The sequence below is a fragment of the Paenibacillus sp. T2-29 genome (assembly GCF_052921365.1).
The window spans coordinates 18,030-35,500 of record NZ_JBREVE010000014.1 but is presented as its reverse complement, the minus strand read 5'-3'; the positions used below and the strand labels follow the sequence as shown (position 1 = coordinate 35,500).

The window sequence follows — 17,471 nt, the reverse complement described above, 5'->3', positions numbered from 1 at the left end:
GACGGATATCCATGACCTTCCTTATTCGTAAACTAATCAGCCCGATTCACACAGTCTGCTAGGGCAGATGTGGATCGGGCTGATGACGGTATTGAGTCATTAAGTTAGATGCTATTTTTAATGATAGTGCTTAACTTTAAGGTCATCCAGGCTTTTGAACTCATATCCTTGCTTGCGAGCCTCGTCAATGATCGAGCCAAGTGCCTCGGCATTATCCTTGGATACAGAATGGAGCAAAATGACCGCTCCAGGGTGGAGCTGCTGCATAACTTGGCGATAGGCATAGTCTGTTCCTCGCTGAATATTCGTGTCCCAGTCCTTGTAGGCCACCGACCAGAACACACTCGTGTATCCGGCTTCTCCACAGGATGCCAATGCTTTTTCATTAAAAATGCCGCGCGGTGGCCGGACATATTTCATTTCCTTTTGCCCAGTCAGCTCTGCAGACGCAGTTCGTACCCGATCCAGCTCAGACCGAATCTCTGCCGAAGAAATGGTGCTCATATCAGGATGGCTCCATGAATGGTTTCCAATAATATGGCCTTCGCTGGCCATGCGGCGCATCAAATCCGGTTGGTCTTTTACAAAATGCCCGGTTACAAAGAAGGCGGCCGGAACCTTTTTGGCTTTCAATACATCCAGCACCTTGGGAGTATATCCATTTTCGTATCCGTTGTCGAAAGTAAGAAACAATTCTTTCTTAGTCGTATCCCCCAAAAAGATGCCGCCTTGTCTTTCAATCAGGTGCATAAAGCCTTCTTGTGCGATGGAAGGCAGCTCGCCTCCCTTACTTTTTTTAAATCCAAAATGATACGGCTGTCCGTCCACAGCTTGGGTAGCTGATGCTGATTCTCCCATAACTGTGGACATCCCCATCAATGCAATGCATAGCCACAAGGTAAAAATTTGCTTCATCTATGTTCCTCCGCTTCCGCCCTGATTCGGGTAAGATGTGTATACTTCGGCATATACCATCTGCAATATCATGTTCATTTATGCAAAGAAAGAAATGCTTGCACCAAACTTAAAACACATATTGACATCAATATAAAATCGAAGTAGTATACTCTATAAAACTTACTAAAATACTCGGATTTAAATTTGATTCGATGTTCGTGCCATAGGAAAGAAATCAACTCAGAGAGATTTTACATACTTGATGGAGCGGGAGGAGTTAGGAGCTATGATTGAACTTAGGAATGTATCCAAAACCTATGTAAGAAAAGGCTTAAGCATTCAAGCGTTAAAAAATATAAATATCACAGTGGATAAAGGAGATATCTTTGGTTTTATCGGATTCAGTGGTGCGGGAAAAAGTACGCTTATCCGTTTGGTCAATCGTCTGGAGAAAGTAACGACCGGTGAGGTTCTTGTCGAAGGGGAGAGCTTAAATGCCTACTCGACCTCGGGGCTGCGAAAAGTAAGGAAGAAGATCGGCATGATTTTTCAGCATTTTAATCTGCTGGAATCGAAAACAGTATTCGAAAACATTGCCATTCCGTTGGTGCTGCTCAAGCGCAACAAGCGGGAAATTGAGAGGCGTGTAACAGAGTTGCTGGCATTCACAGGATTATCGGATAAGGCAAATAGTTATCCCAGCGAGCTTTCCGGCGGACAAAAGCAGCGTGTCGGGATTGCCCGGGCGCTTGCGAGCAACCCGTCCATTTTGCTCTGTGATGAGGCAACCTCGGCACTCGATCCGCAGACCACGCAGTCTATTCTTGATTTGCTTCGCAAAATTAACAAGGAATACAAGATCACCATATTGATCATCACCCATGAGATGTCGGTCATTCAGCGGATTTGCAACAAGGTAGCTGTAATGGAGAAGGGGGAAATCATTGAGCAGGGCGATGTACTGGAGGTATTCGGGCAGCCGAAGCATCCAACGACGCAAAGCTTTGTACGCACAGTTATTCACGATGAAGTACCGGATAGTGTGCTGCAAACGTTCGAGCAACAAGAGTCGCAACGCATATACAAGCTGGAATTTATTGGACAGGCAGCTTCCGACCCAGTGGTTCATGAATTGATTCGAAAGCATGATATCCATGTGAACATTTTGTTTGCCAACATGACGGAGATACAAGAAACGACGATTGGCTATATGACACTTCAACTGCGCGGTGAGCAGCAGGCCGTTCAGCAGGCTGTTGATTTTATCAAGAGCAAAGGAGTCCATATTCAGGAGGTGGAGAGTCTATGATGATTACAGGAACCACGATAACTTGGGATCAACTGTGGGAAGCTTTGTATGAATCCGTGCTCATGGTCAGCATATCATTATTTATTGGCGCTCTGATTGGGGTCCCTATCGGTATTTTACTTGTTGTCACCCGTTCAGGCGGAATTTTGGAGAACAAATGGCTGTACGGTATTTTAAATCCGATCATTAACATTGTCCGTTCCTTACCGTTTATTATTTTGCTGATAGCGATCATTCCGTTAACTCGTCTGATTGTGCATACATCTATTGGGACCAGTGCGGCCATTGTCCCCTTGATTATATATATAGCACCCTATATCGGCAGGCTGGTGGAAAATTCGCTGTTGGAGGTCAACCCGGGGATATTGGAGGCAGCAGATGCGATGGGAGCGACTCCGTTTCAGGTCATTCGATACTTTTTGCTACCCGAGGCATTCAGTTCTTTGATTTTATCGTTAACGACAGCCGCCATTGGACTGATTGGTGCAACGGCTATGGCTGGTGCGGTCGGTGGCGGTGGGATTGGCGACCTGGCGATAGCGTATGGCTATCAACGTTTTGATACGCTGGTAATGCTGATCACTGTTATCATTCTAGTCGTGTTTGTACAAGGTGTTCAGTCCTTGGGCAACCTGCTCTCCCGCAAAGCACGCAGGGGTTAATGAACAAAACGGATATAAAAATATATATAGTTGGCATGTCAGGTTTTAGCGTTATTACTGATCAAGAAACGCCCTATGTAACTGGATAGGGCGTTTTTGCTGTTTCTTATATCCAAACTATTATCACATTGCTATTTTTATAGAGCGCCAATTACTGGATGAGGAACATACAGTTCTTCCAGCGACGCAATTTCCTCTGGTGTTAACGTAATTGATAGAGCAGCTACCGCATCTTCGAGATGAGATGTCTTTGTAGCACCGATAATGGGAGCAGTCACCGGTGCTTTCTGCAGCAACCAGGCAAGAGCAATTTGAACGCGGGGAACTCCACGTTTTTCTGCGATTGTCGCAACCTGCTCCACAATCAATCGATCGGAATCTGCAGTCGCATCGTATTTAGATTTTGCCACTTGATCGGTTTCAGACCGATGTGTTGTTTCCTGCGTATCCCGCGTCAATCTACCTCCTGCAAGCGGGCTGTATGGAATTACACCGATCTTTTCCTCCTTACAAAGCGGCAGCATTTCTCTCTCTTCTTCACGGTATAAGAGGTTTAAATGATTTTGCATTGATACAAACCGTGTCCATCCATTATTCTCAGCGACATGCAATGCCTTGAGAAACTGCCATGCGTACATGGCAGAAGCACCAATATATCTTGCCTTTCCGGCCTTCACAACATCATGTAATGCTTCCATCGTCTCTTCAATGGGGGTATTGTAATCCCAGCGATGGATTTGGTATAGATCCACATAATCTGTCCCCAGTCGCTTAAGGCTCTTATCAATTTCGCTCATGATAGCCTTTCGGGAAAGTCCCGCACCATTGGGGCCTTGATGCATACGGAAATGAACCTTTGTTGCTAGGACAATTTCATCTCGATTCGCATAATCCTTTAAAGCCCGTCCGACAATTTCCTCGCTAGTTCCATCTGAATATACATTTGCAGTATCAAAAAAATTAATGCCTAGCTCCAGAGCTTTTTTTATAACTGGACGACTGCGCTCTTCATCTAGTATCCATGGATGAATCCATCGTTCAGCGACCCCGAAGCCCATACAGCCAAGACAAAGCCGGGATACATCCAAGCCGGTATTTCCAAGCTTAACATAGTCCATTTGATTATACCTCGCTTCCTAGATATGGTTTTCTTCAAATCTAGTCTACTCCACCTGCTTACATCGGATATTATGCCATATGGAGTTAACTCCAAGCCAAGCATTTTTGCTGCGGAATGATTCGTATAGGTCTAATTGTTCAGAATTGGTTCAGTAGGGTTTCGTATACTCCTCTTAGCATAGTTCCTTGGTTGCATAAATCGTAGAACTAAATATGACTAAAGCCTTTGATATAACAGGATATATGCCAATAAATAGTGTCTAGGAGTGAAAATGTTGAAACTTGTAAATCGAAATAAATGGATTGCATCTGCAATGGTACTGGGGATTGCTTCAGGCTCCATCGTATCTCTGCCTTGGATGGGCGGTGCCCAGACTGCTTATGCAGCGACAGCAGATACGCAAAGTGAAACTGGATTTGTAACACAAGCTCGCACTTTGGGTTTGATGACAGGTGGTAATCAGGGCGATTTTATGGCACAAAAGAATTTGACCCGCGCAGAAGCGGCTAAAATTTTGTGCAGTCTGTTCCAGTTGGAAGTTAACAATCAGCCGCAAACTTCTTTTATGGATGTGTCCTCGGATGCATGGGGTGCTCCCTATATTGAGGCTGTACGTGCAGCTGGGTATATGACAGGCAACGGAGAACTGTTCCGTCCGGGAGATGCCATTACCAAGGAAGAACTGATCGTATCGCTAGTACGCGCAATGGACTTGCAGGATGCAGGTACTATGGACGCACAGCAAAATGCAGTTCAGGTAGCTCGCAATTATGGTTTGTTATCAGAGGATGCTTCTGCAACGGATTTGAAAAATCCATTGAACCGGGAGAGTAGTGCGGAAGTATTCGTTAGCCTGTTGGATCATCCAGTAGGAGAAGTGAAATCAGAGGGCAATACTGTTCGAATCGGAAATATCCCCTACCAGCTGGAAGGATCTTTGCAAGGCTTGTTCGGTGAAAATAACAAAGCGGTATTAAAAGGGGCAAAAATCGATCTTAACCGTAATTTGCGTACACTCACAGGTGTAAAACAGCTGGAAATTAACGCAGACGGTGGCGTATTTGACGGTAAGGGTATGTCTTTTGATGGACGCCTAATCGTCAATGGTTCGGTAACCTTGAAAAACATGTCCTCCACAGGCGTATTGGAAATCAAAGGTTCAGGAAATCAGTCTGTATCGGCCATTTTGGAAAATACGACATGGTCTGGTGTGGAGTTGGGCTCTAAGGATGCCAAGCTGACAGCAACCGGAACGACAAAGATTGACAACTTGACGCTGAAAAATGATGCATCGATCATGACCGAAGGAAATGCTGCGATTAGCCGTGTTTCATTACAACAGGGACTCGGCAAGCTGTTGGTTAACGGTAGTATTGGTTTGCTGGATGCATCTCAATATGTGGGCGTTCCCTTAATTACGTTGGCTAAGGGAGCAGCAATCAGCCAGCTTAACCTGCCGGAACAAAAACAGCCGCGGGATGTTATCATTAACTATGATGCGGTGAAAGAAGCTATTGGTCTCGTGAATGGTACAAAGAACTCATCCTCTGCTGGATCGGTTATCACGGATACAGACAGCAAAGATAAGAAAAAACACGACAGTGACATTATCAGCGTAGACCGCAGTCAGTTGGAGACAGAAATCAATGCAGCCAAAGAACTGCTGGAGCGTGCAGATGAGGGTGGAACAGATCAGGCGCTTTACCCAGCCGCAGCGAAGGAAAGCCTGTCTATAGCAATCAATCAAGCTATGCTGGTACTGAACAATACGGCAGCCACGCAGGCAGAAGTAGATCAAGCGCTCAGCACATTGAAACAGGATGTTTCTGTATACACGGCCTCAGTCACAGAACCGGTGATTGGAACACAGGAATTAACTAGACTGATTCAGTTAGCTTCGACTATCCTTGAACAAAACCGGATGGTTGGTGACGAATTTCCGCCTCTTTGGGATGACTCACTAAGTCAAGCTATTCGATTTGGCAACAATGTGTTGGAAGGGAATGCGCCTCAGAATATTGTGGATCGGGAAGTAGAAAGCTTGGGTCGAGTAATAAAGGTATACAAAGCATCAGTAAAACTCAGAGATGTCTATCTGCATTTTCTCGATGTAACGGATCGTGTGGAGAATTTGAAAACTGACAAAGCGCGTTACAAGTCCATTGTGAGGGAAGGATCAAAAGTATATCTGAATCCATTATCTACAACTGAGCAGTTGGACGAATGGAAACAAAAAATAGAAGGTGCCACAGAATCATTCTTGGCACTGCAAGCAGCGGACTTCTCAGTGCTTAAAAATACTTTACAAGAAGCGCAGGTTATCTACGATCAGAGTGGTTCTCAAAATGCTGAACTAGACAACCTGATTCAGGAATATACAGAGAAGATGCACACTGCTATGACCCAGCAGGACGTATTGAACTTGAACATGGAGCTGAGTCAAAGGCTTACGGAATTTACTGCGCCAGTGCCTGCTACAACTCGGGAAAAACTGCAGCAGCTGGTTCAAGATATTCAACTCAAACTGCTGTCTGACCCTGTAGCTCGTAATTACTTGAATACGGAAATGCAGCTTTTAGATCAACAAACAGTACAAGCCCACTTTGCACTTATTATGCCGTTTACTCCTGAGGAGCAATTGGTGATCTCTTATAATCAATTAAGTCAGGCTAAAGGGACCTATATTGAAAAATATAATGAGAAAAGGCTACAGTTGAGAGACAAAGTCATTGAAATGCAGACTTCGATCAATGGAATTTTGCTGCAAAATTCAGGCACATTAAGCGCTGAGGCTCAGCAAGCCTTGTCTTCTGCTTCAGAGCATGCCTCTACTTTCTTAGGCTTGTCCAGCTTTGAATTACAAGACGTTGTTCCTGTATATGAGGAGCTGCAACAGGTACAGAATCAGTATACTGCACCTATAGCGGTGGATACTATGTTGTTGAACCTCAATATCAATTTGGCTAATAATGAAGTTCAGACGTTCGGACGTCATTATACTGATCAAGATAACGAAGAACTTCAGGGGCAAATTAATCTGGCAAACCTTGTGCTTAATAATCCGAATAGCACACAACTGCAGGTAGACCAGGCTAACACGGATTTGATTACAGCGTTTGCGAACTACCAATCCAAATGGATCGTAACTGATCTTGATATCAATGAGCTCAAGAACATTGCGAACAATCTGCTTACAGTAAATGGTACAGATCCTACGACGGTCTACTTTCACAGAGTAGTGGATGCATTCAATCGTCTGGACCAGTATTTGCCTATGCCAGAACTTAAGAAAAATTACATGAATCTGGAAGATGCGATTCAGGAGTATAAAGATTTTATAGACAGCCAGCAACAAAGCAGCGGAACAGGAAGCGGCGACAGCAGTGGTGGAGCAACATCGCCAAGTGATAGCGACGGAACAGGAACTGGCGACAGCAGTGGTGGAACAACACCGCCAAGCGATAGCGACGGAACAGGAAGTAGCGACAGCAGTGGTGGAACAACACCGCCAAGCGATAGCAACGGAACAGGAAGCGGCGACAGCAGTGGTGGAGCAACATCGCCAAGCGATAATAGCGGAACAGGAAGCGGCGACATTAGCGGTGGAGCAACACCGCCGAGCGATAACAGTGGAACAGGAAGCAGCGACAGCAGTGGTGAAGCAACGCCACCGAGCGATAGCAGCGGAGATGATTCAGGCTCGATTCCTGGCGGTAGTATTGATGACGTTATAATTCCTTAATAAGGGGAATATAGGAAGTGCAAGGATGTATAGAAGGGGACGATTCCGCACAGATTTTATCTGCGGCGGACGTCCTTTTTTGTATGGACAACGCTTCTAATGTAGCTGAATAGAATAACCGATACAAAAAGATAGACGTTATTGAAAAGAGCGGGGGATTTATGAAAAAACAGGGTGTTTTATTTTTTATTATACTTCTGCTTGCGGTTGCGTTGCCGGTATATCCGTTAGTGTCGGGTGTATTATCCGGAAACAGTCATTGGAAAGCTCACAACGGTGTTATTGATTTGCGTAATTGGGACCCCGACAAGGAAGGTGCTGTACAGTTGGGGGGAGAGTGGGAGTTTTATCCTAATCAGCTTTTGCAGCCTTCATCTTTTCAGGAAACGCGATATCAGGATTGGGGAAATCATCAATATTCCTCGAAATTGGGATTAGGCACTGGAGCTTCTGCCAAAATTGTAGACGTGCCTGGTAAATGGAATCAGTGGATGCCTGGGGGTCAGGCGACTGGATATGGAACCTACCATGTTCGTGTATTGTTACCTGCAAAAATCGAAAATCTGTACGGCATCCATATGCAAAATATTCGTAACTCCAGCCGAGTATGGATTAACGGAGCAGAGGTGGGGGCAAGCGGTATTCCCTCTGTTTCAGCCGACAAGGGCAAGCAGGGCAACGCCCCCTTTGTTGGATTTGCTGCAGTAGATGGACATTCGGCTGATATTACCGTGCATGTGGCTAATTATAGCTATTCCTCTGGGGGGATCATTTATCCACTGCTGTTTGGGGATTATGCCAGTATTACGCATAGCCGTGAAGTAGCGATGGCAGAGGACACCGTACTAGTTGCAGGATTTTTTATCCCTACCGTATTTTTTATCATGCTGTACTTTTTACGTAGAAAAGAGAAGGCCCTGCTTTACTTAGCATGCTTTTGCATCGCGGCACTATTTTACATTCTGACACATGGAGAGAAGCTGCTAGTCTGGGGGATGCCAGATTTGCCTTATGAATGGATATTGAAAATTCAATCGTTCTCTTCGACGCTGTTCTACTATTTTCTGATTCGGTATGTTCATCTGACGACACAGATTGTTATGAATCGAATCGTGCTGCTTCTATATAATATTGTAACCGCACTGATGCTGGGTATGGGGCTATTGTTGCCTACACTGGTCCTTTCATCCTTTGAGACTTTTATTCTTCTTTTTGGTGTAGTCAGTGTGGGGTATGTATTACTGATTCTGATTCGTGGACTTCTTCAACGGACGGATGACGCTGCGCTGCTAGTCATTAGTATTATGAGCATTCTTATGATTGTGGTGACTAGTTTTGTGTATGTTCTGGGCTGGGGAGATGTACGTGGGGTGACAGCCTATGAAATGCTCATATTCGTATTGGCCCAAACACTATTGCTGGCCAAACGTTTTGTACATTCGTTCATGGAGGTTGAGAACCTATCACGACGGTTGCTGACACTGGATGGGTTAAAGGACGAATTTCTGGCGAACACGTCACATGAGCTGCGTACTCCTCTACATGGCATTATTAATATCGCTCAGTCCATGCTAGACCGCTACGGGACGCAATTCAATGAGCCGCAAAAGCATAACTTGGTCTTGATTGCGAAGGTAGGGCGTAGACTCTCCTATTTGATTAACGATATTTTGGACTTTTCTAATCTGAAAAATGGAAGATTAGCCTTAAACCGCCGACCTGTAAACGTACAGGCTGCTGTGAGTTCTGTACTGGAGGTATTGGGTCATACAGTAGGTAAGAAAAAGCTCCAATTCGTCAAAGAATGGCCCGATTCGTTGCCCAAAGTAGATGCAGATGGGGATCGGCTGAATCAGATCTTATACAATTTATTGGGGAATGCGATGAAATTTACAGAGGAAGGTGAAATCGTAATCTCTGCCAAGGTGAGAAACCGTGAAATGGAAATCAGTGTGAAGGATACCGGACCAGGTATTGCCCCAGACTATCTCTCGCACATATTTGAACCTTTTAATCGAGGAGTGAATGCTGAGGACAAAGGATATAGTGGGACTGGGCTTGGGTTAGGCATCACCCGTCGTCTGGTGGAGCTGCATGGAGGTCGTATCCGAGTAGAATCCAGATTGGGTAAGGGTTCGACTTTTTCTTTTACCCTGCCCTTAGCGGAAACTGGGATGCCAGCACATGAAGCTCAAAAAGAGGTTTTGTCTGAGGTCATATTGCAGCCTGGTGTGACCTCAAGTCAGGATGTGCATTCGCTTGAAGAGCATGCTGTGGAGCAAGTAGGGAATGTTCCCTACAGAGTGCTGGCTGTAGATGATGATGAGGTGAACCTTCGGGTATTGCAGGAGCTGTTATACACCACAGGCTGTAGCGTGGTGGCTGTGGATCGAGCCGAGGAGGCGCTTCAGCTGCTGAATGGTCGTGCCCGATTTGATCTAGTTATCACGGACTGGATGATGCCAGAAATGTCCGGTATTGAGTTGTGCCGACGAATTCGCGAAGGGTATTCTCTCTCCGAGCTACCCGTATTACTGCTGACGGCACGCGACCTGCCCGGCGATATCCATGCAGGCTTTATGGCTGGAGCAAATGACTTTCTGCGTAAGCCTGTTGATGCGGAGGAATTAAAGGCGCGTGTACGGACCCTGTTGAACATGCGTCATTCGGCAGAGGAAGCGGTGCGTTCGGAAATGGCCTTTTTACAGGCGCAAATCAAGCCGCACTTTCTGTACAATGCATTAAATGTTATTGTTTCGACCGTAGCAGTAGACCCGGATAAAGCAGCAGAGCTGCTTATGGAGCTGAGCCAGTATTTGCGCGGAAGCTTTGATTTTCAGAATAGGGAGAATACAGTTCCGCTATGCAAGGAGCTGGAATTGGTAGAATCGTATGTGGCATTGGAAAAAGCCCGTTTTGAAGAACGTTTGCAGGTGACTATAGAGGTAGGGAGGAACATTCGGTCGCTGATCCCTCCATTAAGCATTCAGCCCATCGTGGAAAATGCGATACGACACGGTGTGATGCAACGGGCCACAGGTGGAACAGTGCGGGTGATTGTACAAGAAGATGGAGCCGATTTTGTAGTCAGCGTGACCGATGACGGCGTAGGGATTCCACCAGAGCGACTGCAACAGCTACTGTCGGAGGAGCATGTATCGTCCAGTGTGGGTCTACGTAATATCCATCGCCGTCTGATCCATATGTATGGAGAAGGATTGCGGATTGAAAGCAATCCTATGCAAGGGACGACGGTAAGCTTCCGTGTGCCGGAAACGATCTTATCTCACCCTACTGAATGAATAAAAAAATACAGTGCATCTGCCGGAAAAAGCTAATGTCGCGCCCGAGTTTATACGATATATAAAATATTAGAAATTAAAAATCGGATGATAAAGCAGATAGCCTGGTCATAGAGCATTGTGATGGATGGTTGCAGCAAGAAGGGGGCGCGGACACAGATGAAGGCGATATTGATTGATGATGAGAGGTCGGCATTAACCTACCTGGAACGGTTGCTGGAGGCGGACGGACGATTAACGGTTATGGGCAAATATACGTCTGCACAAGCCGGGTTGGATCATCTGGCGGCAGAACGTGTGGATATTGTTTTTATAGATATCGGAATGCCGGAGATGAACGGACTGGAGGCTGCCGAGTGGATTCAACAGCTGGACTCGCATATTCATATCGTCTTTGTGACTGCGTACTCGGAATATGCTATTGAAGCATTCGAACTGCAAGCACTGGATTACTTGTTGAAACCTGTTCATGCTCGGCGGCTTAATAAAACGTTAGATCGGATTGTAGCCACGCTGGCAGATTCCCGTCCTTCCAGCTCGGTCGTCGTAGCAGAGCAATTACCCAAAGTGCGTTGTTTTCAAAAGCTTGAAATTTCGGAGGATGGACAAGGAGCCGTGGGAGCAAAGCCATTCAAATGGCGTACACTAAAGTCGCAGGAGCTATTCTCCTTTTTACTACATCATGAAGGAGAATGGGTTAGCAAGGAGCAATTGCTGGATGCGCTGTGGCCCGAATATCATTTGGACAAGGCTGTTGTTCATCTACACACGTCCATTTACCAAATCCGCAAGGCGTTGAAAGAACGGATGCAAGATACGAAGCTGGAATACAACTTGGATCGCTATCGTTTGAATCGTAATGGCTGGGTTACAGATGTGGAGCTATTCGAGCGGGGCATTTCCGAGTGGGCGGCGTCTGGCAGCGGCGGTACACCGCGTATCGAGAGCCTGTTGGCTCTGTACCGTGGCAATTATCTGGAGGAGCACGATTACCCATGGGCGTATGCAAAAAGAGAAAAACTACGCAATATGTATCTGGCATGTGCTTCAGAACTGGCTAAGGAAGAGCTTCGTTCAGGTCGTGCCCGGCAGTCTATCCAGCGCTTGCTCAGCCTACAACAGAGGGAGCCTTACTCAGATGATATCTGTGGTCTGCTGCTGACAGCCTATGCCCAGTTGGGCGAGTATACAGCTGCTCAAAAGCATTATGAAAGCTTCGTCAGCTTATTGGAAGATGAGTTGGGTATTGAGCCACATCAGGTTACACACCAGTTGTACGTGCAATTGAAAACACAGACGCTACCTGCGTAGACTGCTGTACTCGCTCAGGTCATATGAATAGGCCAACCAGAGGTTACTGGTTGGCCTATTCTCTATTGGAGATTCTACGAGGGAGGCAGCCGGTAGAATGTGATAGCGCTGCTTCTTGGTTTTCACAATCGCTTGCTGAAGTTTTAATACACTTTTCTCCTGGCGGAGGATAAATACCCCAATTCTTCTCGGTATTTGGCTACCGTTCTGCGTGACAGCTCTAGTCCTTCCTTTGCCATCAGTTCTGTGATTGCCTGATCTGAAAATGGTTTTTGCTTCTCTTCACCGTCGATGATCTGCTTTATCCGCATTTTTGCGCTCTCTGATGAAGTAGCATCTCCGTCTTTCGATCCTAGGGCGGAGGTGAAGAAATATTTGAGTTCAAACAATCCACGGGGCGTCTGCATGTATTTATTACTGACCGCCCGGCTGATCGTGGATTCATGCAGGCCGGTTATTTCAGCAATCTCCTTTTGGGTCATCGATTTCAGATGATAAACGCCATGCTCAAAAAAATCCCGCTGCCTATCAACAATAGCCTGGGCCACACGCATCAGGGTCAGGCGGCGCTGCTCAAGGCTATGAATAAGCCATAATGCCGTATTCATCTTCTCACGAAGAAATCGTTTCTCTTCCTCCATAGCCGGCTTTCGAAGCATACTTTGGTAAAAAGGATTAATCCCGACGCGTGGGACTGTGATATCATTAACTGTCACAATGTAGTCGTTTTTAAATTTCTCCACTGAGATATCTGCTATATGATGCTGGCGTTCATATGGAGCAAATGCCGCTCCCGGACAAGGATTCAGCTTGCGTATCTGATCGGTAATTTGTTGTACCATGTGAATGTCGATCCCCAGAGCATCTGCGATTTTTTGTATGCGGTTACATGAAAGATTGACCATGTGATGTCGCACGATTTCTTCCAGATAAACATCATCATTCCCGGCATATCGCAGCTGCAAAAGAAGGCATTCCTCCAGACTGCGGGCAGCGATTCCTGCCGGTTCAAAGCCTTGAATCAGGGCAAGTATATTTTCAACCTCATCGGTGGGGACGTCAAGTATTCCGGCAACTATATTTACATCCAGCTCAAGGTAGCCTTTTTCATTTAAATTCCCAATCAGAAACATGCCAATCATCTGTTGTAGCCTGGATAGCCCGCTGACCATCCCAAGCTGCGCTTTAAGATGTCTATATAAATTATCTGCGGGATTAGAGACAAAATCCAGAAGGTCTACCGGATTATCATTTTTTCGTGGCGAATATTCTTCTTCTGTATTGATTCTTTCGATGGACATATCGATCTCTGCCAAATCAATGATCGGATTTTCATTTGCTTGCTCATGAAGATATGACATCAGATCGACCGAAGAATATTGAAGAATCGTGATGGCTTGTCGTAATTCTGGAGTCATAGCCAGCCTGAATGTTTGCTCTTGCTGTAATCCGTAGCGCATTATTTTATCTCAGCTCCTTACTGGGAAACAAAAATAACTTTTTATGCAGCTTATTCGTGAAGCTTATGCAATTATACTGCCAACCTTTGATCTTGGAAAAGAAGTGAATGGAATAGGCTGAATTTGAGTTTTGGATAGATTCAATAAAAAGGGTATCAGATTAATGATTAACTTGTCAGTTTATTTTCTTGTAGAGGATTATTTCTTTTTTTATATACTAATTAAATAAGAACTAGTCAGCATGGGGGAATACCGTGAAACGAATTGATGAGATCTTAGAGTATATTGCCAATGGGACAAAGAAACTGTCGGTAGAGGCCTTGCAGGACGGCAGTGGAATTACGGCAGCGGAAATAGCCGATCAACACAATATGTTAAGGAATAATGTAAGCAAGGAGCTTAATAGTCTACTTCGCGCCGACTTGATTATTAAAATCAAGGGGAGACCCGTCAAGTTTTTGCACAAGCAGGTGATCGAGGAGACCTTTCGGGTTCAGCTTAAAGAGAAACAAATCCAAGTCAACAGCATTCATGAAATATTGCTGCCTGGAGAGCAAGTGGATCCGTTTCACGCCTTAATCGGTTTCATGGGGAGTATGAGAAACCAGGTTGAGCAGGGAAAAGCGGCAATATTATACCCGCCGAAGGGCTTACATACGCTGATTGTGGGGCAGACTGGCGTTGGGAAAACAATGTTCGCTAGGTTGATGTATAATTATGGTAAATATATGAAGCGCTTTTCAGAGCAAGCACCGTTTATCGTATTTAACTGCGCCGATTATTACAATAACCCTCAACTGCTACTTTCCCACATTTTTGGTCATGTAAAAGGAGCATTTACCGGGGCTGATCGGGAGAAAGAGGGGCTGGTTGAGAAAGCGGATGGGGGCATCCTGTTTTTGGATGAGATTCATCGGCTGCCCCCAGAAGGCCAAGAAATGATATTTTATTTCATGGACACGAACAGTTACAACAAATTGGGCGAGTCGGAGCGCAAGCGGGAAGCGAATGTGCTGCTCATCGGCGCTACGACCGAAGATCCCGGTTCTTCTATGTTGAAAACCTTTATCAGACGGATACCGATTACGATCAACATTCCTTCCTTGCAAGAGCGGACCGTTGAGGAGCGGTTTTTGATCCTGAAGCATCTCTTTGCAAACGAAGCCCATCGTGTGAACAAGCCCATTAGGGTTGAATTGGAAACTGTAAAAGCACTGATTGGCAGCGTAACCTATGGCAATATCGGTCAGTTGAAATCGAACATTCAGCTTGTGTGTGCCAAAGGATTTTTGAACAGCATACATGAAAATAAGGAAGAGATTGAACTTGATTTTAAAATTTTGCCCGGAAATATCAAGGAAGGCCTATTTAATATGGGGAAGAACCGCAAGGAGATTGCCGAAATGGAGATGGTCAACTCCTCGCTGTATATTACTCCTGAAGGCAGCAAAGGAATGGATGAAGCAGACGCTTCTGAACTGCCGTTCAACCTGTACAAATTGATTGAAGACAAGATAGGGATGCTCAAAGAAGAAGGACTCGATGACAGTTTTATCAATAAGTTTATAACTACAGATGTCAATATTCACATCAAAAGTTTCTATAACCGATTTTATAACATCAAAGGGGGACGGGAACGGATTCTTAAGATCGTAGGCAGAAATATTCTGGAGTTCGCTGAACAGGTGCAAGAGATGGCTCAAAAAGAATTGAATAGAAATTACAGCGACAGGTTTGTTTATGCCTTCAGTCTTCATTTGAGTGCCTTCTTAAAGCGAATCCGGGAGAAAAAATATGTCAGTAAACAAATCTATGATCCGATGAATGATCAGGATGAAGAATACAGACTGGCACTTATGATCAAGGATTTGATCGAGTCCAAGTTTGAAGTCAACGTACCCGATGCCGAGACTACCTATGTGGCGATTCTTCTGAAATCGGTAGAAGAGGAGCACCAGGGAAATGTGGGAATCATTGTAGCTGCACATGGCAACAGTACGGCAAGCAGTGTCGTTAGCGTTGTCGACAGCCTGCTGGGAAGCTCAAATATTTGCGCAGTAGACATGCCTTTGGATGTTAGTCCTAGAGAAATCCTGGAAGTTATTGTGGATAAAGTGAAGGACATTGACAATGGCAGAGGCGTATTGCTGCTGGTTGATATGGGCTCCTTGCTCAATCTTGAAGCAACCATTATGGAACGTGTCGGGATTAAGGTGAAGACTATCGATATGGTTTCAACCCCGCTTGTGTTGGAGGCTGTGCGAAAGGCCAGTATTTTTGATATGAATATAGAGGAAATTTATCAATCTTTGAAGGATTTTCGTGGATATAACACTGGAAATGCTGGAGTGAAAGCGGAAAAGACCAGTAATAAGGTAATCGTGACGGTCTGTTCCTCCGGCAAAGGTGCCGCCGCCAAGCTAAAGGAGTTTGTAGAGAAGGTTGTTTATGACTTAACCGAAGAGAAAATAGTTGTTGTACCGGCAAAGGTCAGGGAATTGGATAAAGTGGTGAAGGATTTACGGGCCAAGCATACGCTTCTTGCGGTGATTGGGGTTAAGCGGCCAAGCGAGCTCAATGTACCGTTTATCCCTTTGGAAAAACTGATCGAGGCAAGCGGTGAACAGGCATTAAGAGAATTGTTGCTCAACAATCAGTTGCCTGTTATGCATGAACACGGAAGCGTGGTCGTAAGAGATCTATGTGAGGATACGCTAAAGGAGTTTATGACTTATTTGAATCCTCACAAAATTTTGGGGATTTTGATGAAATTTATCGAGCAGCTGGAACAGGAACTGGAGGCTGATTTCCATTATGCAAAGAAGGTTCAGCTTGCTGTTCATACGGCTCATGCGCTGGAACGAATGGTCATTGGAGAAGGGCTAGTGTATCAGGAGGATGTATCCTTGCTTGACCAACGATTAATCGATGTGGTGAACCGTTCCTGCAATATATTTGCCTCCAGTATTAACATTAAGCTGACTAATGATGAAAAATATTATATTTGCGAAATTCTAAGCGAAGTATATAACTGTATCCCCAAGTAGTGGCGCAAGTGTATAAAACGATGCTGGATGTGTATTAATCATGCGGATAAGGATAATAAGTAGTTGATGAGAAAAGACCAAATTCCCGGAGCAGCCGAGGGTTTGGTCTTTTTTTTGATAGTTAATCGCATCATACAGAATCTTGGCATGAGACTTGCATATAAGTATAGGCGAAGGATGCAAGGAGGGGGTGAAACAAATGATAGGTGTTATTGTTGGCACTCATGGAAAATTTTCCGAAGAGATCCTAAGATCCACGGAAATGATTTTCGGCCATCTGGAAAATGTGGTGGGTGTAACGTTTGAACCAGGTGAAAGTGTTAACGGACTTGTTGAGAAGTACAAAGCGGCCTTGGAAACAATTGATTGGACGGACGGATTGATTTTTCTCGTCGATTTGTTTGGTGGCAGTCCCTATAATGCGGCCAGTAGGATTGTGGCCAGGTATGAAAAAATGGACATTGTAACAGGGGTAAACCTGCCAATGATCGTAGACCTGCTGACTAATAGAGGGCTGGAGAACGTGGAGAATCTGAGTGATCTGGCCATCCGTGCGGGTCAGGATTCAATGAAGTCTTTTCGTGTCATCCGGGACATACAAACAGAGGAGGAATTATAGGT

General features: G+C 45.2%; 10 protein-coding genes. 7 read left to right on the top strand and 3 right to left on the bottom strand.

The genetic code is table 11. From position 1 onward, the window contains the following. Nucleotides 1-117: 117 nt before the first annotated feature. Nucleotides 118-915, bottom strand: coding sequence for a delta-lactam-biosynthetic de-N-acetylase (pdaA, locus tag ACU1JV_RS25520; protein ID WP_025678685.1), 798 nt, complete (start codon nucleotides 913-915; stop codon nucleotides 118-120). Nucleotides 916-1,183: 268 nt separating this feature from the next. On the opposite strand from pdaA, the gene ACU1JV_RS25515 reads away from it, so the two are divergent. Continuing rightward, on the top strand, nucleotides 1,184-2,206 hold the full coding sequence (locus ACU1JV_RS25515) for a methionine ABC transporter ATP-binding protein (RefSeq protein WP_013369091.1): 1,023 nt from the start codon (nucleotides 1,184-1,186) through the stop codon (nucleotides 2,204-2,206). Next, nucleotides 2,203-2,868, top strand: coding sequence for a methionine ABC transporter permease (locus ACU1JV_RS25510; protein WP_025678688.1), 666 nt, complete (start codon nucleotides 2,203-2,205; stop codon nucleotides 2,866-2,868). The genes ACU1JV_RS25515 and ACU1JV_RS25510 overlap by 4 nt, the downstream gene beginning before the upstream one ends. 137 nt (nucleotides 2,869-3,005) lie before the next feature. Here ACU1JV_RS25510 and ACU1JV_RS25505 read toward each other — a convergent pair whose 3' ends face one another. Then, a complete protein-coding gene (locus tag ACU1JV_RS25505) occupies nucleotides 3,006-3,986 on the bottom strand; it encodes an aldo/keto reductase (protein ID WP_025678690.1) in 981 nt (326 codons plus the stop codon). A gap of 273 nt (nucleotides 3,987-4,259) precedes the next feature. On the opposite strand from ACU1JV_RS25505, the gene ACU1JV_RS25500 reads away from it, so the two are divergent. The 3 genes from ACU1JV_RS25500 to ACU1JV_RS25490 all read left to right on the top strand — a co-directional run bounded on the left by ACU1JV_RS25500 (nucleotide 4,260) and on the right by ACU1JV_RS25490 (nucleotide 12,343). Beyond that, on the top strand, nucleotides 4,260-7,730 hold the full coding sequence (locus tag ACU1JV_RS25500; RefSeq protein ID WP_413987399.1) for an S-layer homology domain-containing protein: 3,471 nt from the start codon (nucleotides 4,260-4,262) through the stop codon (nucleotides 7,728-7,730). Between the two features lie 161 nt (nucleotides 7,731-7,891). Next, the gene (locus tag ACU1JV_RS25495; protein ID WP_413987400.1) at nucleotides 7,892-11,032 is read left to right on the top strand and encodes a hybrid sensor histidine kinase/response regulator; all 3,141 of its coding nucleotides are present in this window, start codon (nucleotides 7,892-7,894) and stop codon (nucleotides 11,030-11,032) included. Nucleotides 11,033-11,191: 159 nt separating this feature from the next. Continuing rightward, on the top strand, nucleotides 11,192-12,343 hold the full coding sequence (locus tag ACU1JV_RS25490) for a response regulator (protein ID WP_025678696.1): 1,152 nt from the start codon (nucleotides 11,192-11,194) through the stop codon (nucleotides 12,341-12,343). Nucleotides 12,344-12,486: 143 nt separating this feature from the next. Here the strand turns inward: ACU1JV_RS25490 and rpoN are convergent, their stop codons facing one another. Beyond that, complete coding sequence (gene rpoN, locus ACU1JV_RS25485) at nucleotides 12,487-13,803, bottom strand: RNA polymerase factor sigma-54 (RefSeq protein ID WP_013369097.1); 1,317 nt, start codon at nucleotides 13,801-13,803, stop codon at nucleotides 12,487-12,489. Between the two features lie 254 nt (nucleotides 13,804-14,057). Between rpoN and ACU1JV_RS25480 the strand changes: the two genes are divergently transcribed. Then, nucleotides 14,058-16,850, top strand: coding sequence for a sigma-54-dependent transcriptional regulator (locus tag ACU1JV_RS25480; RefSeq protein WP_413987401.1), 2,793 nt, complete (start codon nucleotides 14,058-14,060; stop codon nucleotides 16,848-16,850). Nucleotides 16,851-17,049: 199 nt separating this feature from the next. Beyond that, on the top strand, nucleotides 17,050-17,469 hold the full coding sequence (locus ACU1JV_RS25475; RefSeq protein ID WP_013369099.1) for a PTS sugar transporter subunit IIA: 420 nt from the start codon (nucleotides 17,050-17,052) through the stop codon (nucleotides 17,467-17,469). Nucleotides 17,470-17,471: the final 2 nt, after the last annotated feature.